The 25,492-nt window shown below is 38.7% G+C and carries 20 protein-coding genes and 1 other RNA gene; 15 read left to right on the forward strand and 6 right to left on the reverse strand.

Translation table 11 applies throughout. The annotated features are described in order from the left end of the window. Positions 1-139 precede the first annotated feature (139 nt). From BQ2679_RS04090 to BQ2679_RS04115, 6 genes are all read left to right on the forward strand, one after another. Positions 140-1,840, forward strand: a complete 1,701-nt coding sequence (locus tag BQ2679_RS04090) for an acetolactate synthase large subunit (protein WP_075566460.1) — start codon at positions 140-142, stop codon at positions 1,838-1,840. Next, positions 1,833-2,309 (forward strand): acetolactate synthase small subunit, encoded by a 477-nt coding sequence (gene ilvN, locus BQ2679_RS04095; protein ID WP_075566463.1) that lies wholly within the window; start codon positions 1,833-1,835, stop codon positions 2,307-2,309. Before BQ2679_RS04090 ends, ilvN begins: the two co-directional genes overlap by 8 nt. A gap of 63 nt (positions 2,310-2,372) precedes the next feature. Further along, positions 2,373-3,395 (forward strand): ketol-acid reductoisomerase, encoded by a 1,023-nt coding sequence (gene ilvC, locus BQ2679_RS04100; protein ID WP_075566465.1) that lies wholly within the window; start codon positions 2,373-2,375, stop codon positions 3,393-3,395. Between the two features lie 74 nt (positions 3,396-3,469). Further along, positions 3,470-4,720 (forward strand): threonine ammonia-lyase IlvA, encoded by a 1,251-nt coding sequence (ilvA, locus tag BQ2679_RS04105; RefSeq protein ID WP_075566467.1) that lies wholly within the window; start codon positions 3,470-3,472, stop codon positions 4,718-4,720. An 82-nt stretch (positions 4,721-4,802) separates the two neighbouring features. After that, complete coding sequence (locus BQ2679_RS04110) at positions 4,803-5,699, forward strand: SPFH domain-containing protein (protein ID WP_075566469.1); 897 nt, start codon at positions 4,803-4,805, stop codon at positions 5,697-5,699. 105 nt (positions 5,700-5,804) lie between these two features. Further along, positions 5,805-6,020, forward strand: a complete 216-nt coding sequence (locus BQ2679_RS04115; protein WP_002893653.1) for a capsule biosynthesis transcriptional regulator — start codon at positions 5,805-5,807, stop codon at positions 6,018-6,020. Between the two features lie 86 nt (positions 6,021-6,106). On the opposite strand, the gene BQ2679_RS04120 is transcribed toward BQ2679_RS04115, so the two are convergent. After that, positions 6,107-6,847 carry an amino acid ABC transporter ATP-binding protein gene (locus BQ2679_RS04120; protein WP_075566471.1) on the reverse strand — a complete coding sequence of 247 codons (741 nt, stop codon included), beginning with the start codon at positions 6,845-6,847 and terminating at the stop codon, positions 6,107-6,109. Then, on the reverse strand, positions 6,847-8,412 hold the full coding sequence (locus tag BQ2679_RS04125) for an ABC transporter substrate-binding protein/permease (protein ID WP_075566473.1): 1,566 nt from the start codon (positions 8,410-8,412) through the stop codon (positions 6,847-6,849). The genes BQ2679_RS04120 and BQ2679_RS04125 overlap by 1 nt, the downstream gene beginning before the upstream one ends. Positions 8,413-8,910: 498 nt before the next feature. Between BQ2679_RS04125 and BQ2679_RS04130 the strand changes: the two genes are divergently transcribed. Beyond that, a complete protein-coding gene (locus tag BQ2679_RS04130; RefSeq protein WP_075566475.1) occupies positions 8,911-9,756 on the forward strand; it encodes an undecaprenyl-diphosphate phosphatase in 846 nt (281 codons plus the stop codon). Between the two features lie 34 nt (positions 9,757-9,790). Here BQ2679_RS04130 and dinB read toward each other — a convergent pair whose 3' ends face one another. After that, positions 9,791-10,852, reverse strand: a complete 1,062-nt coding sequence (gene dinB / locus BQ2679_RS04135) for a DNA polymerase IV (protein ID WP_075566477.1) — start codon at positions 10,850-10,852, stop codon at positions 9,791-9,793. 232 nt (positions 10,853-11,084) lie between these two features. Here dinB and pflB point away from each other — a divergent pair, with 232 nt between their 5' ends. After that, complete coding sequence (pflB, locus tag BQ2679_RS04140; RefSeq protein ID WP_075566480.1) at positions 11,085-13,400, forward strand: formate C-acetyltransferase; 2,316 nt, start codon at positions 11,085-11,087, stop codon at positions 13,398-13,400. A 405-nt stretch (positions 13,401-13,805) separates the two neighbouring features. Beyond that, entirely contained in the window at positions 13,806-15,908 is a 2,103-nt protein-coding gene (locus tag BQ2679_RS04145) for an ATP-dependent Clp protease ATP-binding subunit (protein ID WP_075566482.1), read from the forward strand. A gap of 59 nt (positions 15,909-15,967) precedes the next feature. On the opposite strand, the gene BQ2679_RS04150 is transcribed toward BQ2679_RS04145, so the two are convergent. Next, a complete protein-coding gene (locus tag BQ2679_RS04150) occupies positions 15,968-16,450 on the reverse strand; it encodes an S-ribosylhomocysteine lyase (RefSeq protein WP_075566484.1) in 483 nt (160 codons plus the stop codon). A gap of 205 nt (positions 16,451-16,655) precedes the next feature. On the opposite strand from BQ2679_RS04150, the gene BQ2679_RS04155 reads away from it, so the two are divergent. Then, on the forward strand, positions 16,656-18,638 hold the full coding sequence (locus BQ2679_RS04155) for a peptide ABC transporter substrate-binding protein (protein WP_075566487.1): 1,983 nt from the start codon (positions 16,656-16,658) through the stop codon (positions 18,636-18,638). Between the two features lie 53 nt (positions 18,639-18,691). Here BQ2679_RS04155 and pbp1a read toward each other — a convergent pair whose 3' ends face one another. After that, on the reverse strand, positions 18,692-20,833 hold the full coding sequence (gene pbp1a, locus BQ2679_RS04160) for a penicillin-binding protein PBP1A (RefSeq protein ID WP_075566489.1): 2,142 nt from the start codon (positions 20,831-20,833) through the stop codon (positions 18,692-18,694). Continuing rightward, positions 20,830-21,426, reverse strand: coding sequence for a Holliday junction resolvase RecU (gene recU, locus BQ2679_RS04165; RefSeq protein WP_075566491.1), 597 nt, complete (start codon positions 21,424-21,426; stop codon positions 20,830-20,832). Before recU ends, pbp1a begins: the two co-directional genes overlap by 4 nt. 67 nt (positions 21,427-21,493) lie before the next feature. Between recU and BQ2679_RS04170 the strand changes: the two genes are divergently transcribed. From BQ2679_RS04170 to mapZ, 5 genes are all read left to right on the forward strand, one after another. Then, the gene (locus tag BQ2679_RS04170) at positions 21,494-22,021 is read left to right on the forward strand and encodes an SLOG family protein (RefSeq protein ID WP_075566493.1); all 528 of its coding nucleotides are present in this window, start codon (positions 21,494-21,496) and stop codon (positions 22,019-22,021) included. 69 nt (positions 22,022-22,090) lie between these two features. Next, on the forward strand, positions 22,091-22,420 hold the full coding sequence (gene gpsB, locus BQ2679_RS04175) for a cell division regulator GpsB (RefSeq protein ID WP_316244803.1): 330 nt from the start codon (positions 22,091-22,093) through the stop codon (positions 22,418-22,420). Between the two features lie 18 nt (positions 22,421-22,438). Continuing rightward, positions 22,439-22,819, forward strand: an RNA gene (gene rnpB, locus BQ2679_RS04180) — RNase P RNA component class B. Positions 22,820-22,901: 82 nt separating this feature from the next. Beyond that, the gene (locus BQ2679_RS04185) at positions 22,902-24,080 is read left to right on the forward strand and encodes a THUMP domain-containing class I SAM-dependent RNA methyltransferase (RefSeq protein ID WP_075566498.1); all 1,179 of its coding nucleotides are present in this window, start codon (positions 22,902-22,904) and stop codon (positions 24,078-24,080) included. After that, entirely contained in the window at positions 24,073-25,485 is a 1,413-nt protein-coding gene (gene mapZ / locus BQ2679_RS04190) for a cell division site-positioning protein MapZ (protein ID WP_075566500.1), read from the forward strand. Before BQ2679_RS04185 ends, mapZ begins: the two co-directional genes overlap by 8 nt. Positions 25,486-25,492 lie beyond the last annotated feature (7 nt).

Raw genomic sequence — 25,492 nt, forward strand, 5'->3', positions numbered from 1 at the left:
AATAAAATTTTACTAATTTAATTTGATATTGAAAATCGTCTATATAGAAAATTCAGAAAATTGTTTCTTTTCTATTGAAAATTTTTGAAAAAATGGTATCATAGAAACAAGTCATTTTAAGAGAAGAGAAAGGGGAAGAATGGAGAAAATCACTTTAGAAACTCCTAAGACAGGATCGGATTTAGTTTTAGAAACACTTCGTGACTTAGGGGTTGATACAATTTTTGGTTATCCAGGCGGGGCAGTGTTACCTCTATATGATGCTATATACAATTTTAAAGGTATTCGTCATATTCTTGGCCGTCATGAACAAGGCTGTCTTCATGAAGCTGAAGGATATGCTAAATCAACAGGGAAGCTTGGTGTTGCGGTCGTCACAAGTGGACCAGGAGCAACTAATGCCATTACAGGTATTGCAGATGCCATGAGCGATAGCGTTCCACTCTTAGTTTTTACAGGTCAGGTAGCGCGTCCTGGTATTGGTAAGGATGCCTTCCAAGAAGCAGATATCGTTGGTATTACTATGCCAATCACTAAGTACAACTATCAAGTACGTGAAACTGCAGATATTCCAAGAATCGTAGCGGAGGCCATTCATATTGCAACTACAGGTCGTCCGGGACCAGTTGTTATTGACCTTCCCAAAGATGTCTCAGCTTTGGAAACAGATTTTATCTATTCACCTAAAGTCGTTCTTCCTAGTTACCAACCAACTCTTGAACCGAATGAGATGCAGATTAAAAAAATATTGAAGCACTTATCAAGAGCTAAAAAACCAGTTCTACTCGCTGGTGGTGGTATTAGTTATGCTGAGGCTTCTAAAGAATTAAATGAATTTGCAGAACGTTACCAAATTCCTGTTGTAACAACACTTTTGGGACAAGGAACTATTGCCACTAGTCACCCGCTTTTCTTAGGCATGGGTGGAATGCATGGTTCATTTGCAGCCAATATAGCAATGACCGAGGCTGATTTCATGATTAGCATTGGATGCCGTTTCGATGATCGTTTAACTGGTAATCCAAAAACTTTTGCAAAAAATGCTAAGGTTGCCCATATTGATATTGATGCAGCAGAGATTGGTAAGATAATTAGTGCGGATATACCAGTGGTTGGAGATGCAAAGAAAGCTTTAGAAATGCTCCTTGCAGAGCCTATTGTTCACAATGACACAACAAAATGGATCGATAAAGTAACCAAGGATAAAAACCGTGTTCGTTCTTATGATAAAAAAGAACGTGTCGTTCAACCGCAAGCAGTTATTGAACGAGTTGGTGAATTGACCAAAGGTGATGCCATTGTCGTAACGGACGTTGGGCAACACCAAATGTGGACAGCTCAGTATTATCCCTATCAAAATGAGCGTCAGCTTGTAACTTCAGGTGGTTTAGGAACCATGGGATTTGGAATACCAGCAGCTATTGGAGCAAAGATTGCAAATCCAGATAAGGAAGTAGTACTCTTTGTGGGAGATGGTGGCTTCCAGATGACCAACCAAGAGTTAGCTATTTTGAATATCTATAGAGTGCCAATTAAAGTTATTATGCTTAATAACCACTCATTAGGTATGGTTCGTCAGTGGCAAGAATCTTTCTATGAAGGAAGAACTTCGGAGTCTGTATTTGATACACTTCCTGATTTCCAGTTAATGGCTCAAGCATACGGTATAAAAAACTATAAGTTTGATAATCCAGAAACTCTTGAAAAGGATTTAGAGGTTATTCTAGAAGATGTGCCGATGTTCATCGAAGTCGATATTTCCCGTAAGGAACACGTTCTTCCGATGGTTCCTGCTGGTAAGAGTAATCATGAGATGTTGGGGGTGAAGTTTAATGCGTAGAATGTTAACAGCTAGACTCCAAAACCGCTCAGGAGTACTCAACCGTTTCACAGGTGTGCTTTCACGCCGTCAGGTAAATATTGAGAGTATTTCAGTCGGTGCGACTGAGGATCCAAATGTTTCACGGATTACCATTATTATTGATGTAGCTTCTCATGATGAAGTAGAGCAAATCATTAAACAGCTCAACCGTCAAATTGATGTGATTCGTGTTCGCGACATCACAGACCATCCTCATTTAGAGCGTGAAGTTATCTTAGTAAAGGTTTCAGCACCAGCAGAAAAACGGGCAGAGATTTTGGCAATTATTCAACCTTTCCGTGCAACAGTAGTTGATGTTGCACCAAGCTCCATTACCATTCAAATGACTGGCAATGCGGAAAAAAGTGAAGCCTTGTTGCGAGTGATTCGGCCATATGGAATAAGAAATATTGCTCGTACGGGTGCGACAGGATTTACTCGTGATTAAATAAAATTTATGTATGTAAAGACATAAGTGACAAAAAGAAAGATATAGAAAAGAGAGAAAACAATGGCAGTACAAATGGAATACGAAAAAGATGTAAAAGTAGCAGCACTTGACGGTAAAAAAATCGCCGTTATAGGATATGGCTCACAAGGTCATGCTCACGCTCAGAATTTGCGTGATACAGGACATGATGTGATTATCGGTGTGCGTCCAGGTAAGTCTTTTGACAAAGCAAAAGAAGATGGATTTGATACTTACACAGTAGCTGAAGCTACTAAATTGGCAGATGTTATCATGATTTTGGCTCCAGACGAAATCCAAGCAGACCTTTATGCAGAAGAAGTAGCTCCAAACTTGGAAGCTGGGAATGCACTTGGTTTCGCACATGGATTTAACATCCACTTTGAATTTATCAAAGCACCAGAAAGTGTTGACGTCTTCATGTGTGCGCCTAAAGGACCAGGTCACTTGGTACGTCGTACTTTCGAAGAAGGTTTTGGAGTTCCAGCCCTCTATGCAGTTTATCAAGACGCAACAGGAAATGCTAAAGATATTGCTATGGACTGGGCTAAAGGTGTTGGTTCAGCACGCGTTGGACTTCTTGAAACAAGCTTTAAAGAAGAAACTGAAGAAGATTTGTTTGGTGAACAAGCAGTTCTTTGTGGTGGTTTAACTGCCTTGATGGAAGCAGGATTCGAAGTCTTGACTGAAGCTGGTTATGCCCCAGAATTGGCTTACTTCGAAGTTCTTCACGAAATGAAACTAATCGTTGACTTGATTTACGAAGGTGGATTCAAGAAAATGCGTCAATCAATTTCTAACACTGCCGAGTATGGGGACTATGTTTCAGGTCCACGTGTAATCACTGACCAAGTGAAAGAAAATATGAAGGCTGTTCTTGCCGATATCCAAAATGGTAAGTTTGCAAATGACTTCGTAAACGACTATAAAGCTGGTCGTCCAAAATTAACTGCCTACCGTGAACAAGCAGCTGACCTTGAGATTGAAAAAGTTGGTGTTGAATTACGTAAAGCAATGCCATTTGTCGGCAAAAATGACGATGATGCCTTTAAAATCTATAACTAATATGTAAACAAGAAGGCGAGTTGGTTGGACCAAGCTCGCTTTCACATTTAAAATACTCATTAGAAAGAAATCAAATGTTAAGAGCAAAAGATGTGGTGAAAGCCCATAAAGTTTTGAATGGTGTGGTTGCTGAGACACCGCTGGACTATGATCATTACCTATCAGAAAAATACGGTGCTAAGATTTATCTAAAAAAAGAAAATGCCCAACGAGTCCGTTCTTTCAAGATCCGTGGGGCCTACTATGCTATTTCTCAACTCAATAATGATGAGCGAGAGCGTGGGGTAGTCTGTGCATCGGCGGGGAATCATGCCCAAGGAGTAGCCTACACCTGTAATGAGATGAAAATTCCTGCAACCATTTTTATGCCCATCACAACACCTCAACAAAAGATTGGGCAGGTACGATTCTTTGGGGGAGACTTTGTGACCATTAAATTGGTAGGCGATACCTTTGATGCTTCAGCCAAAGCAGCGCAGGAATATACAATAGCAGAAAATAGTACCTTTATAGATCCTTTTGATAATACGAATGTCCAAGCAGGTCAAGGTACTGTTGCCTATGAAATTTTAGAAGTTGCACGCAAGGAATCTATTGTTTTCGATACTGTCCTAGTACCTGTTGGTGGGGGAGGTTTAATTGCTGGAGTTTCTACCTATATAAAGGAAACAAATCCAGAGATAGATGTCATCGGTGTTGAAGCAAATGGCGCTCGTTCTATGAAAGCTGCTTTTGAAGCAGGTGGTCCTGTCAAGTTAAAAGATATTGATAAGTTCGCTGATGGGATTGCAGTTCAAAAGGTTGGGGAATTGACCTATGAAGCGACACGTAAACATGTTGAAACCCTTATTGGTGTTGATGAAGGATTGATTTCTGAGACCTTAATTGACCTCTACTCAAAACAAGGAATTGTAGCAGAGCCGGCAGGAGCTGCTAGCATTGCTGCCTTGGAAGTTTTATCCGACTACATCAAGGGTAAGACCATTTGTTGTATTATTTCGGGTGGAAATAATGATATCAACCGGATGCCCGAGATGGAAGAGCGTGCTTTGATTTACGATGGGATTAAACACTACTTTGTCGTCAATTTCCCACAACGTCCTGGTGCTCTTAGAGAATTTGTAAATGATATCTTAGGTCCTAACGATGATATTACTCGTTTTGAATATATCAAGAGAGCTAGCAAGGGTACAGGGCCGGTTTTAATCGGTATTGCCTTGTCAGATAAGCATGATTATGCCAGCTTGATTCGTCGCATGGAAAAATTTGACCCGGCTTATATTAATTTAAATGGTAATGAAACCCTATATAATATGCTTGTGTAATATACTACTAAATTTTTATCATAATATTTGCCTAACCTATTTATGAGTGCTATAATGTAAGTGAAGAAAGGGGGAGATTCCCATGGTTTTAAAAGTTTTACTTGTTCTATTAATTCTAATGCTTATTGTAGGAGCTATTTTGGTAAGCTCTGTTTATGTCGTTCGTCAACAGTCTGTTGCAATTATCGAGCGATTTGGTAAGTATCAAAAGTTAAGTAATAGTGGTATTCATCTACGGGCACCATTTGGCATTGACAAAATTGCTGCTCGTGTGCAGCTTCGCCTTTTACAGAGTGAGATCGTGGTTGAAACCAAGACCCAAGATAACGTTTTTGTGACCATGAATGTCGCAACTCAATACCGTGTAAATGAGCTAAATGTTACAGATGCTTACTATAAATTAATGAGACCTGAAGCTCAGATTAAATCATATATTGAAGATGCATTACGCTCGTCTGTTCCTAAGTTAACTTTGGATGAATTGTTTGAGAAAAAAGATGAAATTGCATTAGAAGTTCAAAAACAAGTAGCTGAAGAAATGTCAACGTATGGGTATATTATCGTTAAGACGCTCATTACCAAAGTAGAACCGGATGCAGAAGTTAAGCAGTCTATGAACGAAATTAATGCTGCTCAACGTAAGAGAGTAGCGGCCCAAGAATTGGCTGAAGCAGATAAAATTAAGATTGTTACAGCGGCTGAAGCAGAGGCAGAAAAAGATCGCCTACATGGTGTAGGGATTGCAGAACAGCGTAAAGCAATTGTTGATGGACTTGCTGATTCTATTATTGAGCTAAAAGGAGCAAACGTAGAATTAACAGAAGAACAAATCATGTCAATCCTATTAACCAACCAGTACTTAGACACATTGAATAATTTCGCCGACAAACAAGGCAATAATACAATATTCTTGCCAGCAAATCCTAATGGAGTTGAAGATATAAGAACCCATATATTATCAGCTTTAAAAGCGAAATAATTAGGATTTTAAGCTTTTATTTTATTGATGAAGGCCTTTTCATTGACAAACACTATTAAAACGTTTACAATAAAAAATTGTAAAGAATAAAATAGGAGAAGAAATATGGCTAAATCTAACTTCGAAAAAGTAGAATCAGTTGTCAGCTGGGTTCGTGACAAGAAAATTACAGGGTATCGTATTTCTAAGGAAACGAATGCGCGTGAGATGTCTATCATTGCTTTAGCTCAAGGACGTGCAAAAGTGAAAAATATTTCCTTTGAAACTGCCCTTGGATTAATTGATTTCTATGATAAAAACCATGAAAAATTTGAAGATTAGTCTTTGGATACAGGCGGATTCTTAAAAAGAGTCTGCCTTTTCATTTTTATGGACAATAAAAAAAGCTGCTTTCTTGCAGCTTTTTCTTACCCAAGATAGCGTTGTAGAAACTCTCTTGTACGCTCTTCTTTAGGATTCGTAAATAGATCTTCAGGCTTTCCTTCTTCAGCAATAACACCCTTATCCATAAAGATGACACGATTTGAAACGTCGCGGGCGAACTCCATTTCGTGAGTTACAACGATCATGGTCAAGCCTTCTTGAGCTAAATCTTGCATGATTTTAAGAACTTCTCCAACCATTTCAGGGTCAAGAGCAGATGTCGGTTCATCAAAAAGGATGGCATCAGGATTCATAGAAAGGGCGCGAGCGATAGCAACACGCTGCTTTTGCCCGCCAGAAAGTTGTTTAGGTTTTGCTTGCCAGTAGCGCTCTCCCATACCAACTTTTTCAAGATTTTCTTTAGCAATTTTTTCTGCCTCTGCATACTCGCGCTTGAGAACAGTTGTTTGTGCAACGATAGTATTTTCAAGTACGTTGAGGTTTTCAAAGAGGTTAAAGGATTGGAAAACCATACCTAGTTTTTCTCGATAATGAGTAAGGTTATAGCCTTTTTCAAGTACATTTTCACCATGATAGAGGATTTCTCCCTCAGTCGGGGTTTCAAGTAAGTTAATCGAACGTAGGAAGGTTGATTTTCCACTACCCGAACTTCCGATGATAGAAATAACCTCACCTTTGTGAATAGTAAGGGAAATGTCTTTTAGGACCTCATTTTGTCCATAGGACTTTTTAAGGTGTTTGATTTCAAGGATTGGCTGCTTCATTATTTCAAATCCTCCGTTTGCATTTGGTTAGCACCTGTAGTATAGGTATCCATATCCATGCGACGTTCGATAAAGCGTAAGATACGAGTTACTGTGAAGGTGAGGACAAAGTAAATCACTGCAATTATTGTAAATGTCTGGAAGTATTGGTATGTTTGAGTTGCTACTGTGTTTCCTGAGAAGTAAAGTTCCACAACAGAGATAACATTCAGTACGGAAGTATCCTTGATGTTAATAACAAACTCGTTACCAGTTGCAGGTAAAATATTGCGAACGACTTGAGGTAGAACCACCTTGCGCATGGTTTGATTGTGGGTCATACCAAGAGCTGTCGCAGCTTCAAATTGTCCCTTATCAACTGCCAGGATACCACCACGAACGATTTCTGTCATGTAGGCACCAGTGTTGATAGATACGATAAAGATAGCAGCAAGGGTACGATCCAAGTTAATTCCGAATGCTTGGGCAGTTCCATAGTAAATAACCATAGATTGAACGATCATCGGTGTTCCACGGAAAATTTCAATGTAGACATTTAGCAACCAGCCAATTACTTTTTGGAAGAATGCTACAGATTTTGTTTCTGATAGTGGAGCAGTACGGAACACGCCGATACCAAGTCCGATGATTAGACCGACAACAGTACCGATGATTGAAATTAAGAGAGTGATGCCGGCTCCTCGTAAGAGTTGTTGCCAGTTCTCAGATAGGATTTTCGCAACTTGAGCAAAGAAACTACTGCTATTTTCTTCAGTAGTTGTAGCTTGAACAGGTTGCTCCTTAATCATACGATCCATTAGTGCAACTTGTTCATCCTTAGAAATGGTTTCGATGCTAGCATTGATTTGGCTAATACGTTCGTCATCTTTGCGAAGACCGATTGCGATAGCTGTGTCTTCTTCTCCAGTTTCAAAACCTTTTTCTAACTGAACCATTTTGAACTTAGAGTTTGCGGCTTCTGCAGTTAAAGCTTCAGGACGCTCTGAAACGTAAGCATCGATGACACCAGCCTCAAGTGCTTGACGCATTTGTGCGAAATCACCCATGGCAGTTTCTTTTTTAGCGCCTGGAATTTGAGAAATCAAGTCATAAAGGTAAACCCCTTGTTGAGAAGTGATTTTTGCATCTTTAAAATCATCTAGTGTTTTGGCGTTTGCATAGGCAGAATCTTTTTTGACTAAAAGTACTGGTTCGCTGGTATAGTAACTGCTTGAGAAGGCGATTTCTTGTTTACGTTCAGCTGTTGGACTCATACCCGCGATAATCATATCGATTTTTCCAGAAGTTAGGGCTGGGACAAGACCTTCCCATTTTGTTTTCACAACCAGCGGTTCTTTCCCTAAGTCTTTGGCAATTTTTTTAGCGATTTGCACATCGTAGCCATTAGCGTATTGGTTAGTTCCGTCAATTTTGACAGCTCCGTTGCTGTCATCGTCCTGTGTCCAGTTGAAAGGAGCGTATGCGGCTTCCATTCCGATACGTAAATACTCATCTGCTTGGACAACATTTGTCAGACCTAGCATGAGAGCAAGGCCTGCAATAATTGATAAGACTAGTTTCTTCATTTTTTCTCCTATTATTGTCTAAAAGTGACTCCCTCTATTGTATCTAAAAATGGCGAGATTTTCAATACAAGTAAGCCTTTACCTATAAAAAATGATATATTTTCGAAAATGATTGAGAAGGTTTTAAAAACATGCCTCGCAATTAGAAAAGGCTGAGATAGAAAGCATTGTTTTCTGGGATCCTACCTGAGTCGGTGTAACTCTTTAGGGCATACCAAGAGTGTTAGCAAGCTCATACGATTCGAGATATTTATCTTGAAAATTCTGATATGAATCTTTATGTATCTTGTGGGTGGGATAAACAATTTCACACATCTGCTACTCAAATCAATCTATACACATCGGTCGAAAATACAGCAAGTGCCTTTTCTGTATCATCCGGAAGCGGTGGCTCTGGTGGTTTCTCATGCGGTGGCGGAAGTGTTGGTGCTTTCTAAAGAAAACTCAACACAGGCTTTAAAAGTATGATATAATGGAGGATAGAAAAAGGAGTAATCTATGTATTTTTTTGAAATTTTAAAATCAATCTTTTTTGGTATTGTTGAAGGAATTACGGAATGGTTGCCGATTTCAAGTACTGGTCACTTGATTTTAGCTGAAGAAATAGTCCAGTATAAGGATCAAAGTGAAGCCTTTATGTCTATGTTTAATGTGGTTATTCAACTTGGAGCTATTTTAGCAGTCATGGTAATCTACTTTAACAAGCTGAATCCCTTCAAACCAGGTAAGAGTAAGACCGAAGTTCGTAGGACATGGCAATTATGGTCTAAAGTTTTTGTTGCAACTCTTCCTCTTCTTGCAGTTTTTAAATTTGATGATTGGTTTGATACCTATTTTCATAACAAGGTTTCAGTAGCCATCATGTTAATTATTTATGGGATTGCTTTTATCTATCTTGAAAAACGTAACAAAGCTCAAGCTATCGAACCGACTACTACTGAATTAGAAAAACTGCCATATAAAACAGCTCTTTATATTGGACTCTTCCAAGTATTAGCTCTCTTTCCTGGGACTAGTCGTTCTGGAGCGACCATCGTTGGTGGTTTGTTAAATGGGACTAGTCGTTCAGTGGTAACTGAGTTTACTTTCTATTTGGGTATTCCAGTGATGTTTGGAGCCAGCGCTTTGAAAATTTTTAAATTCATCAAGGCTGGAGAAGTCTTGAGTTTTGGTCAATTCTTCTTGCTCTTGGTAGCAATGGTAGTAGCTTTTGCAGTCAGTATGGTTGCTATTCGTTTCTTGACAAGTTACGTCAAAAAGCATGATTTTACAATGTTTGGGAAATACCGTATCTTCCTAGGTAGTGTTTTATTACTTTATAGTTTTGTACGTCTATTTATATAAGAAGAAAACCTTGAGGGAGTAATCCTTCAAGGTTTTAAAATCCAGTTACTGTTACACCTAACAATCGGATTGCCTTATCTTTTTCAACAAGAGATTCATAAAGTTGGATAGCAGTCTGTGAGATGTCGTCCGTGTTTTGTGTTACCTCTTTAAGGGTTCTTCTTTTTGTAATAGTGGAGAAATCAGCATATCTGATTTTAAGAATTATAATTTTACCAGATTTTTTATGTTTTTGAAGATTGAGAGCTACTTTATTAGATAGAAGAGTTAGCTCTTTTTTAATATCTCCCTCCAAACAAAGTAATTTTCCATAAGTTTTTTCCTTACCGATGGATTTGCGAATTCGATTGGGTTTGACAGGTGAATTGTGGATACCACGTGCCTTTCGATAAAGATCAAAGCCTAATCTGCCAAAGTGATCAATAAGAGTAGTTTCAGGAATTTTTTGGAGGTCAGCTCCTGTAAAAACATTCATACTATGAAGTTTTTCAACTGTTTTTCGACCAACACCGTGAAACTTGGCAACATCCATTTGTTTGAGGAAATCTTCTGCATGATCAGGAAGAATGACAGTTAAACCCTGTGGTTTTTGGAAATCACTAGCCATTTTAGCTAAAAATTTGTTATAAGAAACGCCGGCAGAAGCAGTGAGATGAAGTTCTTGCCAGATATCGTTTTGGATTAGACGAGCTATTTTGACAGCAGAGCGGATGCCTAATTTATTTTCTGTTACGTCAAGATAGGCTTCGTCAATGCTCATAGGCTCAATTAAATCAGTATAGCGTAGAAAGATTTCTCGAATTTGCTGCCCGACTTTAAGATACTTTTCGTAATTTCCAGGAATAAAGACAGCTTGAGGGCAACGTTGGTATGCTTCTTTTGAACTCATGGCTGAATGGATACCAAAAAGCCTTGCTTCGTAACTACAGGTTGCAACAACCCCACGTCCACCTGTTTTTCTTGGATCACTACCGATGATAACTGGTTTTCCTTTCAATCCTGGATTATCTCTGATTTCCACAGCAGCAAAAAAGGCATCCATATCGATGTGGATGATCTTTCGAGATGTGTCATTTAAAAGTGGGAAAATCAGCATGACAACTCCTATAGTAAGTATTTTTCTTCATTCATTATACCTCTTTTTCTGAAAAAATGTAAATGAGTGATTTTCTTTTCAAAAATATAATACAGTTTATATAATAATAGACGCTGTATTAGTAAAGAAACTTTTAAAAATAGTACTTTTCTCTTGTTGAAAACGATTACCGTGTGGTATACTTAGCATATAAATGTAACAGATTCTTGTTACTAGAAAATGAGGATATATCATGGTAGTTAAGACTGTCGTTGAAGCACAAGACATTTTTGAAAAAGCTTGGGAAGGCTTCAAAGGTGTTGATTGGAAAGAAAAAGTAAGTGTGTCTCGTTTCGTTCAAGCAAACTACACACCATATGATGGAGATGAAAGTTTCCTTGCTGGACCAACAGAACGTTCACTTCACATCAAAAAAATCGTAGAAGAAACTAAAGCACACTACGAAGAAACTCGTTTCCCAATGGATACTCGTCCAACTTCTATTGCTGATATTCCAGCTGGATTTATCGACAAAGAAAATGAATTGATCTTCGGTATCCAAAATGATGAACTCTTCAAATTGAACTTCATGCCAAAAGGTGGTATCCGTATGGCTGAAACTACTTTGAAAGAAAACGGTTATGAGCCAGATCCAGCTGTTCACGAAATTTTCACTAAATACGTTACAACAGTAAACGATGGTATCTTCCGTGCATATACTTCTAACATTCTTCGTGCTCGTCACGCCCACACTGTAACTGGTCTTCCAGACTCATACTCACGTGGACGTATCATTGGTGTGTACGCACGTCTTGCTCTTTATGGAGCTGACTTCTTGATGCAAGAAAAATTGAATGATTGGAATGCTATCAAAGAAATCGATGAAGAAACAATCCGTCTTCGTGAAGAAATCAACCTTCAATACAAAGCATTACAAGAAGTTGTTCGTTTAGGTGACCTTTACGGAGTTGACGTTCGTAAACCAGCGATGAACGTTAAAGAAGCTATCCAATGGGTAAACATTGCCTTCATGGCTGTCTGCCGTGTTATCAACGGTGCAGCTACATCTCTAGGTCGTGTGCCAATCGTCTTGGATATCTTTGCTGAACGTGACCTTGCTCGTGGTACATTTACTGAATCAGAAATCCAAGAATTTGTTGACGATTTCGTTATGAAACTTCGTACAGTTAAATTCGGTCGTACAAAAGCTTATGACCAATTGTACTCAGGTGACCCAACCTTCATCACAACTTCTATGGCTGGTATGGGTAACGACGGTCGTCACCGTGTTACTAAGATGGACTACCGTTTCTTGAACACTTTGGACAACATCGGTAACTCTCCAGAGCCAAACTTGACAGTTCTTTGGACTGACCAATTGCCATATAGCTTCCGTCGCTACTGTATGCACATGAGTCACAAGCACTCTTCTATCCAATACGAAGGTGTAACAACAATGGCTAAAGATGGATACGGTGAAATGAGCTGTATCTCATGTTGTGTATCTCCACTTGACCCTGAAAACGAAGAACAACGTCACAATATCCAGTACTTCGGTGCTCGTGTTAACGTTCTTAAAGCTCTTCTTACTGGTTTGAACGGTGGATATGACGACGTACATAAAGACTACAAAGTATTTGACATCGATCCTATTCTTGACGATGTTCTTGAATTCGAATCAGTTAAAGCTAACTTTGAAAAATCTCTTGACTGGTTGACTGACACTTACGTAGATGCTTTGAACATCATCCACTACATGACTGACAAGTACAACTACGAAGCTGTTCAAATGGCCTTCTTGCCAACTAAACAACGTGCCAACATGGGATTCGGTATCTGTGGATTCGCAAATACTGTTGACACATTGTCAGCTATCAAGTACGCTACAGTTAAACCAATCCGTGACGAAAATGGTTACATCTACGATTACGAAACAATCGGTGAATACCCACGTTGGGGTGAAGATGACCCACGTTCAAACGAATTGGCAGAATGGTTGATTGAAGCTTATACAACTCGTCTACGTAGCCACAAACTGTACAAAGACGCTGAAGCTACAGTTTCACTTCTTACAATCACATCTAACGTTGCTTACTCTAAACAAACTGGTAACTCACCAGTTCACAAAGGTGTATACCTCAACGAAGATGGTTCTGTGAACTTGTCTAAACTTGAATTCTTCTCACCAGGTGCTAACCCATCTAACAAAGCTAAAGGTGGATGGTTGCAAAACTTGAACTCACTTGCTAGCCTTGACTTTGGTTACGCAGCTGATGGTATCTCTTTGACTACACAAGTATCACCACGTGCTCTTGGTAAGACTCATGACGAGCAAGTAGAAAACTTGGTAACAATCCTTGATGGTTACTTCGAAAACGGTGGACAACACGTTAACTTGAACGTTATGGACTTGAACGATGTTTACGAAAAGATTATGTCAGGTGAAGACGTAATCGTACGTATCTCAGGATACTGTGTAAATACTAAATACCTCACTCCAGAACAAAAAACTGAATTGACACAACGTGTCTTCCACGAAGTTCTTTCTATGGATGATGCATTGCTTTAAGATTCAGCAATAATTAAAATTTAAGCCAGTCATTATGACTGGCTTTTTCTATAAAAATTTTTTCAAAAAAAGTTAGTCAAATTTGGTCAAATGCGTTGACTAAAACTGACCAAAGTGATATACTAAGAACATAAGGATAAGGAAAGTCCTTAGAAAACCTTGATTTTAAGATGATTGTATATACTATCTTAAGATCAAAGTATGGGTAAAACCTAGAAAAGAGGTACAACCTATGGTTAACATTAGTATTTTTAGAAGTCCAATCGCAAAACCTGTATTGGATAAAGAAAAACCTGAAATTATACGTAGAGTAGCAAATAGCTAGTCTAAATTTTTTGAAACAAAGGTCAGATAAAGTCAAATTATTTTGACTAAGTAAATTTGAAAACAAACGAGGTATGAAATATGAATAACAACTTTAATAACTTTAACAACATGGATGATTTATTTAATCAATTGATGGGTGGTATGCGTGGATACAGTTCAGAAAATCGTCGTTACTTGATTAACGGCCGTGAAGTAACGCCTGAAGAATTCGCTATTTACCGTCAAACTGGTCAACTTCCAAGCGAAGGAAGTGAACAAGCTCAGTACGTTCAAGGTAAAGGTATGAAACAAGATGGGATTCTTGCAAAACTTGGACGTAACTTAACAGCAGAAGCACGTGAAGGTAAGTTAGATCCGGTTATTGGACGTAATAAAGAAATCCAAGAAACTTCTGAAATTCTTTCTCGTCGCACAAAGAATAATCCAGTTCTCGTTGGTGATGCTGGTGTTGGTAAAACTGCAGTAGTAGAAGGATTGGCCCAAGCTATCGTGAACGGTGACGTTCCTGCAGCAATCAAGAACAAAGAGATTATTTCTATTGATATTTCTGGACTTGAAGCTGGTACTCAATACCGTGGTAGCTTTGAAGAAAATATTCAAAACTTGGTAAACGAAGTCAAAGAAGCTGGAAATATTATCCTTTTCTTCGACGAAATTCACCAAATCCTTGGTGCTGGTAGCACAGGTGATGGTCAAGGGTCTAAAGGTCTTGCTGATATCTTGAAACCAGCTCTTTCACGTGGTGAATTGACAGTGATTGGTGCAACTACTCAAGATGAATACCGTAATACCATCTTGAAAAACGCAGCCCTTGCTCGTCGTTTCAACGAAGTGAAGGTTAATGCTCCATCTGCTGAAGATACTTTCAAGATTCTTCAAGGTATTCGAGATCTTTATCAACAACACCACAATGTTATTTTGCCAGATGAAGTCTTGAAAGCTGCCGTTGATTACTCTGTTCAATATATTCCACAACGTAGCTTGCCGGATAAGGCTATTGACCTTGTAGATGTGACAGCTGCTCACTTGGCAGCACAACACCCAGTGACAGATGTACATGCAGTTGAGCACGAAATTCAAGCGGAAAAAATTAAACAAGAAGAAGCTGCGGCTAAAGAAGATTACGAAGCAGCTCTAAATGCAAAAGTCCGTATCGAAGAGCTTGAAAAGCAAATTGCTAATCATACAGAAGATCACAAGGTTACAGCCACTGTAAATGATGTAGCTGAGTCTGTCGAACGGATGACTGGAATCCCAGTATCACAAATGGGTGCAACCGATATCGAACGATTGAAAGATATGGGTCACCGTTTGCAAACGAAAGTCATTGGCCAAGACAAGGCTGTTGAGGCAGTAGCAAAAGCCATCCGTCGTAACCGTGCTGGTTTTGATGAAGGAAACCGTCCAATCGGTAGCTTCCTCTTTGTAGGTCCTACTGGTGTTGGTAAGACTGAGTTGGCTAAACAATTGGCTCTTGATATGTTCGGAACTAAAGATGCTATCATCCGTTTGGACATGTCAGAATATAGCGACCGTACAGCCGTATCTAAATTGATTGGTACAACTGCAGGTTATGTTGGTTACGATGACAACAACAATACCTTGACAGAACGCGTCCGTCGCAATCCATACTCAATCGTACTTTTGGATGAGATTGAAAAGGCTGACCCTCAAGTCATCACCCTTCTCCTCCAAGTTTTGGACGATGGTCGTTTGACAGATGGTCAAGGTAACACTGTCAACTTCAAGAATACGGTGATTATCGCAACTTCAAACGCAGGCTTTGGTTACGAAGCTAACTTGACAGAAGATGCTGATAAACCAGAACTTATGGATCGTTTGAAACCTTACTTCCGTCCAGAATTCCTTAACCGTTTCAATGCTGTCATCGAATTCTCACACTTGAGCAAAGAAGATCTTTCTAAGATTGTAGACCTTATGTTGGTTGAAGTTAACAAGACGCTTTCTAAGAAAGACATTGACTTGGCAGTGAGCGAAGCTGCTAAAGAATACATGACTGAAGAAGGCTACGATGAAGTCATGGGTGTTCGTCCACTCCGTCGTGTGGTTGAACAACAAATCCGTGATAAAGTCACAGACTTCCACTTGGATAACCTTGATGCTAAACACCTAGAAGCTGACATGGAAGATGGTGTTTTGGTCATTCGTGAAAAAGCCTAAATCAAGATTTAGAAAATAAAAAAAGGAACCAGTTCAAAAGCTGGTTTCTTTTTTTATTATCAGATGACATGACGTTCAAAGGCATCGTCTGAGATTCCTTGTTGGAGAATCAATTTTGCCCATTCCTTAGCAGAAAAGAGGCTGTGATCCTTGTAGTTTCCGCAAGATTCAATAGTTGTTCCTGGGACATCTTCCCAAGTTGTTGTTTCAGCGATTTCCTTCAGTGAATCCTTGATGACAGCTGCGATTTCAGCGCTAGAATGACGTCCCCACATAATCATATGAAAACCGGTACGACAACCAAATGGTGAACAATCGATCATACCGTCGATGCGAGTACGGATTAGCTTAGCCAAGAGGTGCTCAATAGTATGAAGTCCAGCAGTAGGGATAGAGTCCTCATTTGGTTGAACCAAGCGAATATCAAAATTAGAGATGATATCTCCCTTAGGACCTGTTTCTTCTCCAATCAAGCGGACATAAGGAGCTTTTACAATCGTATGATCTAGTTCAAAACTTTCAACAATAACTTCTTTTGGCATAGTGTTTCCTTTCAACTTTCTCCTTTCATTATATCATAAAGATATAGTTGATAAACGGCTATAATAGAATTTTTCCTAAAAAGATGTTCATATTAGAAATAGAGGAAGAAAAAATTTTCAAATAAATTTGAAAAATTCTGAAAATTGTATTGACACATGGCTGAAAAGGGACTATAATGTATAAAAAGTCATAAAGGAGTTTATTATGAAATTTTCAAAAGTAATGGCCCTAGCAGGAGTGACTCTGTTAGCGTCAGGTGTTTTGGCAGCTTGTTCAGGTTCAGGCTCTAGTGCAAAAGGTGAGAAAACTTTTTCTTACGTTTATGAAACAGATCCAGACAGCCTCAACTATCTGACAACTGGTAAGGCTGCGGTTGCTAATATCACAAGTAATGTTGTTGACGGTTTGATGGAGAATGACCGTTACGGGAACTTCGTGCCATCTATGGCAGAAGACTGGTCAGTATCTAAAGATGGTTTGACTTACACTTATACAATCCGTAAAGATGCTAAGTGGTACACTTCTGAAGGTGAAGAGTATGCACCTGTGAAAGCTCAAGACTTTGTAACAGGTCTTAAATATGCAGCTGACAATAAGTCAGAAGCCCTTTATCTTGTTCAAGAATCCATTAAAGGTCTTGACGCTTATGTCAAAGGTGAAGTAAAAGACTTCTCAGAAGTTGGAATCAAGGCAATTGATGATCAAACTGTTCAATACACTTTGAATAAACCAGAAAGCTTCTGGAACTCTAAGACAACCATGGGTATTCTTGCACCAGTCAATGAAGAATTCCTTACTTCTAAAGGAAGTGACTTTGCCAAGGCAACTGATCCAAGCAGTATTCTTTACAACGGTCCTTTCTTGTTGAAATCATTGGTAGCAAAATCTTCAGTAGAATTTGAAAAGAATCCAAACTACTGGGATAAGGACAATGTTCATATTGATAAAGTAAAACTATCATTCTGGGATGGTCAAGATACAGGAAAACTTGCAGACACCTTTAAGGATGGTGGCTTCTCAATGGCTCGTCTCTTCCCAACAAGTGCAGGATATCCTGAACTTGAAAAAGAGTTTAAGGATAACATCGTTTATACACCACAAGATTCTGCTACTTTCTTGGTTGGGACAAATATTGACCGTCGGTCTTACAAGTATACTTCTAAGACTACAGATGAGCAAAAGACATCAACTAAAAAAGCTCTCCTAAACAAAGACTTCCGTCAAGCCATCGCCTTTGGTTTTGATAGAACTGCTTATGCTTCTCAAGTAAATGGAGAAAGTGGAGCAAGCAAACTTCTTCGTAATTTGTTTGTACCACCAACATTTGTTCAAGCTGATGGTAAAAACTTTGGTGAGTTAGTTAAAGAAAAATTGGTAACCTATGGTGATGAGTGGAAAGATGTCAATCTAGATGACGCTCAAGATGGTCTTTACAATCCTGAAAAAGCGAAAGCAGAATTTGCAAAGGCTAAGACAGCTCTTCAAGCAGAAGGTGTTCAATTCCCAATCCACTTGGATATGCCAGTCGACCAGACCAATACTACTAAAGTTCAACGTGTTCAATCATTGAAACAATCGCTTGAAGCAACATTAGGAACTGACAATGTTGTTATTGACATTCAACAACTTCAAAAAGATGAAGTTCTTAATGTTACCTACTTTGCTGAAACAGCTGCTGGAGAAGATTGGGATCTCTCAGATAACGTTGGATGGTCTCCAGACTACATTGACCCATCTACTTACCTTGATATCATCAAACCGTCTGTAGGTGAAAATACTAAGACTTATCTAGGATTTGATTCTGGTACAAACAACGCCGCTGCCAAACAAGTTGGTTTGGAAGATTACGAAAAGATGGTTGTTGAAGCTGACAATGAAGTCACAGATGTTTCAAAACGTTATGATAAATATGCTGCTGCCCAAGCATGGTTGACAGATAGTGCTTTGATTATCCCAACAACTTCTCAAACTGGACGTCCAATGTTGTCTAAGATGGTACCATTCACCCTTCCATTTGCATACTCAGGTAACAAGGGTATGAGTGAAGCCCTCTTGTACAAGTATCTTGAACTTCAAGATAAACCAGTAACTGCTGATGAATATCAAAAAGCTCAAGATAAATGGAAGAAAGAAAAAGAAGAATCTAATAAAAAAGTGCAAGAAGATCTTGCTAACCATGTAAAATAAAAAATGGAGTTAGTTATCTAACTCCATTTTCTTATATTCTAAAAGAATTTGGTTTATCGAGGATTTCTATTTATGTTTGGCTCGTAAGTATTTGCGTTGTTTGTGTTGTTTGCATTATTTGAATTGTTTGCATTGTTTGTTGTTTCCTGAGTCGTTTCTTGAGTTGTGTCTTCTGTAGAAACGATTGGGGCCTCAGTCACTATAGGTTGTTGGATTGTTGGATTCGTCCAGTTATTGCGAGCTCCATTTTTAAAGACATATCCACCACTTCGATAAAGACCTTCAGGCATTGTCCAATCACCAGGGTTATCATTTTCAGCGAGATATTCCATCATTGAACGATAAATGCTACCAGCAACTCTAAATCCGTCACCAACAATTGGTGTCAATCGGTTGGAGTAACCAGTCCATACTGCCATTGAGTATTTACGTGTATAGCCGACAAACATTTCATCAGGAGCGACATACTGATCGGTTTTGATATGATTCTCAATTTCAGCATCAGTATAGTTTGATGTACCAGTTTTACCCGCTTGAGGTAACCAAGAAATGTAAGCACCAGTACCGGTTCCATAATATAGTACTGTTTTCATCATCTCCGTCATCATATAAGCTGTTGTTTCTTTCATAGCACGAGTACCAGGGTCGGAGAATTCCTTAGAACTTCCGTCACTGAATACTACTTTGTTGATGTACATTGGCTTATAATAAGTACCACCATTCGCAAATGCGGCATAAGCTGCAGCCATTTTTTCACTGCTCGCTCCATACTGCTTACCTGTTTCAGTCGTATTACTTGAGATGGCGTTAACGTAAAGCATAGATGGATAATCAATACCAAGACCATTTAAGAATGTTTTAGCTCTATCAAGGCCGACCTTATTCAGTGTTTCAACGGCTGGAACATTTCGAGATTGTTGAATTGCATATTGGAGAGTAATGTTTCCATAGTAACTTCTATCCCAGTTGAGGACAGGATCATTAGTACCTGGGAAATTATAAGGGACATCCTTCAACATATAAGCAGTAGAATCATAAACTCCATATTCAAGTGCTGGAGCATAGTCTGTGATTGGTTTCATTGTAGAACCCCAGTCACGATTGGTTTCAACTGCTTGGTTGAGACCAAATGATACGTTACTAGCTTGGTGGCGTGAACCAAGCTGAGCAATAACTTTTCCATTAGTGACATCTACAATAGTAGAAGCAGCTTGGAAGTCATCATCAGGATAATGAACGTATTCATCAGTATTATAAATATCCCATAGTTTCTTCTGAACATCTTGGTCGACGTTTGTATAGATATCCATACCTGTAGTTAAGAGGTTATATCCAGTTTCTTGTTCAACTTGATCAATGACTTCTTTAAGGTAATTGTCTAAATATTGAGGATAGGTGTTGCTACCTTTAAGACTTTGTAAACCATCAGTGATAGGTGTATTTATTGCTGTTTCGTATTGCTCTGATGAGAGATACCCTTGGCGTTGCATTTCTGACAATACAAGGTTTCGACGTTGTTGTGCTTCTTCAGGGTGCGAATAAGGGTCGTACTGGTTCGGTGCTTGAGGCATTCCAGCAAGAAGGGCTAATTGAGGGATGGACAAGTCTTTTAAATCTTTGCCGTAGTAATTTTGAGCTGCTGTTTGCATCCCATAGTTACCGTTTGACATGTAGACTTTATTAATGTAGTATGTTAAAATTTCTTGCTTGGTTGCAGTTCTTTCCAATTGAATAGCTAGCCAAGCTTCTTGAGCCTTACGCGCAATAGTTTGATCAGCAGTTGAAGTTGAGAAATAAGTTAATTTAATCAACTGTTGAGTCAAGGTTGAACCACCTTGAAGACCATTGCTGCGAAGATTTCTTAAGAAAGCTCCGAAAATACGGATGCTATCAATTCCTCTGTGGTTGAAGAAACGATGGTCCTCTATAGATACAATCGCATTAACCAAATCTGTAGGGATTTCATTGCTTTGAGCATTTACTCGTCGTTCAGCACCTAAGTCAGCTATAAGTTCATTTTTATTGTCGTAAATTTTACTCGAAGTTGTTGCAACTAGCTTGGTTTCGGAAAGTTCAGGAGCTTGAACTATGTAAAAGAGAAAGATACTTCCGCCGATTAGTACTATTGTAAGAAAGATTGTTAAAAATCCAATCCCTAAGTACTTAGCTATGCGCAAGAAAAATTGTTTGTTCATATTGTTTTACCACCTAGTAAATGTTGTTTGACGATATCGAGATAGGGAATCTGAGGAAAAGCGTGCTGTTCAATCGCATAACCGTGCTCTCGAATATAATCAAGCGGCATTGATTTTTTCCCATTATCCTGCTGATAAAAGTGTATGAGATCAATGGCCGGTAATAAATACGTTTCTTGATAAGAAGAGAAATGAAGTAAAACAAAGCAAATCCCTTTTTGTTTAAGAACTTGTTCCATATGCTGAATCTGATGAGCATGGAAGTTCTTCATAGGAAGGGCAGTTTTTTGCCTCGTTTCTTTAGCTTCAAAATCGATGTAGAATCCTTCATAAACTCCTGAGTAGTCAGTTGTAGATGCTTGTCTAAAATAAGCTTCAACAATTTTTGCTCGACTTCTCTGAGGGTAATCAACACGAACAATTTGGATGGGCGTTGGTTTTTTGTGTATTACGGCCACTCCATGGGTTAAGTAATAGTCGTTCGTTGAGTTAATCATCTTTTCAAAACTCATACCCCGATTTGCAAAATTTTTGGTCTGTGATGGGGTTAATTGTCTCTTATTTGATGAAACTTTATGTGGATAGTTGACCATAGTTCTCCTTATTGGTACAATAACATCACTCTATTATACCATAAAAGTATTCGGAAAGGATTAAAAAATGCATACAGCCTTGATAATTGGCTATTCCGCCTTCGATTTAGGAATATTTAATGATAAGGATATTCGATTAAAAATAATCAAAAAAGCTATACGAAATGATTTAGAAAAACTTGCTGAGGAAGGTCTAAAATGGCTGGTTTTTACTGGAAGTCTAGGTTTTGAATCATGGGTCTTAGAAGTAGCTAAGGAAATTAAGGAAGAATATGGATTTCAGCTCGCAACTATCTTTGATTTTGAAACACATGGCACAAATTGGAACGAGGCTAATCAGATCAAACTTACTGCATTTAAACAGGTAGATTTTGTCAAATATGCATATCCTAATTATGAACATAAGGGACAACTTCGAGATTATCATTTATTTTTGTTAGAAAATACGGATGGCGCCTATCTTTTTTATGATGAAGAAAACGAAACGAAACTCAAGTTTTTTTACGAATTGATGAACAAGAAAGACAGATATGTTACAAAAAGATTAACATTTGACGTATTAAACGAAATAGCTGAAAATTTTTCCGAAAAATGAGTCTTTGACCTTGCTTTTTGATTGCCTTTTTTTATATAATAATACTAGTAACTGAGAATGGAGAGAGACATGTCGAGTATTGTTTTTACAGCAAAAGATATTTTTGAACAGGATTTTGGAAGAGAAGTAAGAGGCTATAGCAAGGTAGAAGTTGATGAGTTTTTAGATGATGTTATTAAAGACTATGAAACTTATGCTGCTTTGGTCAAGTCTTTACGTTTAGAAATTGCTGAACTAAAAGAAGAATTGTTGAAAAAAAATCAAGTGGCGCCAACGCAATCAGATTCTCTTGAATTGGGTAGCACTACTTCAATGACAAACTTTGATATTTTAAAACGATTGAACCGTCTTGAAAAAGAGGTCTTCGGTAAACAAATTGTAGAAAATTCTGATTTCTAAGAATCATACAGTTGTGCAATTTTTGGATAATCGCGTGGAGAGTTTATCTTTTCATGAGGAAAGTCCATGCTAGCACAGGCTGTGATGCCTGTAGTGTTTGTGCTAGGCGAAACCATAAGCCTAGGGACGAGAAATCGTTACGGCGAGTGAATAGACTAAGTTTTCGGATATGTTTTAGTAGCTCTGAAAGTGCCACAGTGACGAAGTCTTCTTGGAAACAGGAAGAGTGGAACGCGGTAAACCCCTCAAGCTAGCAACCCAAATTTTGGTCGGGGCATGGAGTACGCGGAAACGAACGTAGTACTCTGACTGCTATCTGTAGATACAGCTAGTGGTAGACAGATGATTATCGAAGGAAATGATCCTAGTCATTTCTGGAACAAAACATGGCTTATAGAAAATTGCATATAGGTTGGGGCTGAGAAATGTTTCTCAACCTCATTTTTTAAAGTGAACAAGAGAAAGGTCTTTAAAGACTGACATGAAACAAACATTTAATTTAGTCGCTACTGCAGCAGCTGGTTTAGAAGCTGTGGTGGGTCGTGAAGTGCGAGAACTAGGCTATGATTGCCAAGTTGAAAATGGTCGAGTTCGCTTTGAAGGAGATGTAAAGGCAATTATTGAAACCAATTTGTGGCTGAGAGCTGCAGATAGGATTAAGATAATTGTTGGAACATTTCCGGCGAAAACCTTTGAAGAGCTCTTTCAAGGAGTTTTCGCACTCGACTGGGAAAACTATCTTCCACTAGGGGCGCGTTTTCCAATTTCAAAAGCAAAATGTGTCAAGTCAAAACTTCATAATGAACCCAGTGTACAAGCTATTTCTAAAAAAGCAGTTGTGAAGAAGTTGCAAAAACATTTCGCTCGTCCAGAAGGTGTTCCCTTGATGGAGAATGGTCCAGAGTTTAAAATCGAGGTTTCAATTCTTAAAGATGTGGCGACGGTCATGATTGATACAACAGGCTCTAGTCTTTTCAAACGTGGCTACCGTACGGAAAAAGGTGGGGCACCAATCAAAGAGAACATGGCAGCGGCGATTTTACAATTATCAAATTGGTACCCTGATAAACCACTGATTGATCCAACCTGTGGTTCAGGTACTTTCTGTATTGAAGCAGCTATGATTGCTCGTAGTATAGCACCCGGTTTGCGCCGTTCCTTTGTTTTTGAAGAATGGAACTGGGTCAGTGATCGGTTGATTCAGGAAGTCCGTACAGAAGCAAGCAAAAAAATCAATCGCGAGATTGAACTTGATATCATGGGTTGTGACATTGATGGACGTATGGTTGAAATTGCTAAGGCAAATGCTCAGACAGCGGGAGTATCTAATGATATTCTATTTAAGCAAATGCGTGTGCAGGACTTGCGTTCAGATAAGATTAATGGCGTGATTATCTCCAATCCTCCGTATGGAGAACGTTTATCCGATGACGCTGGAGTCACTAAGCTCTATGCTGAAATGGGAGAGGTATTTGCTCCTCTGAAAACTTGGAGTAAATTTATTTTGACTAGTGATGAGGCTTTTGAAAGCAAGTATGGTAGTCAGGCAGATAAAAAACGGAAACTCTATAACGGTACTTTGAAAGTTGATTTATATCAATATTTTGGTCAACGAGTGAAAAGACAAGATGTCAAAACAGAAAGGAATGCAAATGAGTAAGAAAAAACATCATCACCATAAAAATGTAAATCGTGAATCACAACTCGATTTTGAAGAGGCAAAAGATTTAACAGTTGGTCAAGTTATTCGTAAAAAAGAAGAGGTAGAAGCTGGCGTAACTCCGGATGATACTATTCTCGATAAATATATCAAACAGCATCGTGATGAAATTGAAGCTGATAAATTTGAAAATTTGCAAGCTAAGCAAGAGGAAACTACTCAAAGTTTGGATGATTTAATTCAAGAAGTCCGAGAAAATATTAAGGATGAGGAAACAGACAAGGTTTCAGAGGAAGATTTAATTGAAACAACTGAAATTCCTGCAGTTGAAGAACTAGAAAATCCAGCTTTTGAAGATGATTCTGAAATAGTTGCGGTAGCAACGAATCCTGAACCTGTGCTTTCAGAGGAGAATGAAGAAGCTGTACTTTTGTCTCGTTCTGCCCAAAGTAGCGAGAAGCCAAAAAGTAAAAAGAAATGGGTGATTTTGAGTATTCTTGCCTGTCTATTCTTGCTCATTCTCGGAAGTGGCTACTATATCTACAAACAAATCGCACGCTCATCTCAGGAGATTCAATCTCAGTCCGCAGAAACTGGATTGGTAAGCAACCAAGCTGTTTTAGATCAGTTCAACACTCTATACGATACTTTCTATACTGACGAAAATAAAACTGCTTTAAAAAATAGCCAATTTAGCCAATTAAGTCAGCTGAAAGATCTCTTAGGGAAACTTGAAGGAGCAAGAGAATATTCTCTTGTAAAATCAAAATATGACAGCCTTGAAACTCAAATTAAAGCGATTGAAGATATAAATGCTCAGTTTGAAACACCAGTTATTACAGATGGAGTTTTGGACACAAATGCAAAAGTTAAATCTGATGCTAAATTCACTGAAGTCAAAACTGGAAATACAGAAATTGACAAACTGTTAGACAAAGCTATTAGTTTAGGTAAGAGTCAACAAGCAAGTACAGAAACTACAACAGTTAGCGAAGCAAGTACAGCAAGTCAAACTGAATCAACTCCATCTACAGAAAGTAGTTCAACTACTCCAGCACGTGGAACAGCTTCTAGCAATAATGCTGCTAATAGTGGATTGTCAAGCGAAGGTGTGAACTTGCAGAGAAGTGTGAGTCGTGTTCCATTCAACCAGTCCGCCATTAGTGATAGTGGTAATCCAGCTTGGGAGTTTAACGATGGTGTCCTTGAACAAATCCTTGCTACTTCACGAGCACGTGGCTATATCACTGGAAATCAATATATCCTAGAACGTGTTAATATTGTTAATGGTAATGGCTATTACAACCTATACAGACCTGACGGCACCTATCTCTTTACTCTTAACTGTAAAACAGGGTACTTTGTAGGAAATGGTTCTGGTCACGCTAACGACCTTGACTACTAGGAGACTA

It is taken from the genome of Streptococcus timonensis (assembly GCF_900095845.1).
GTDB lineage: Bacteria > Bacillota > Bacilli > Lactobacillales > Streptococcaceae > Streptococcus > Streptococcus timonensis.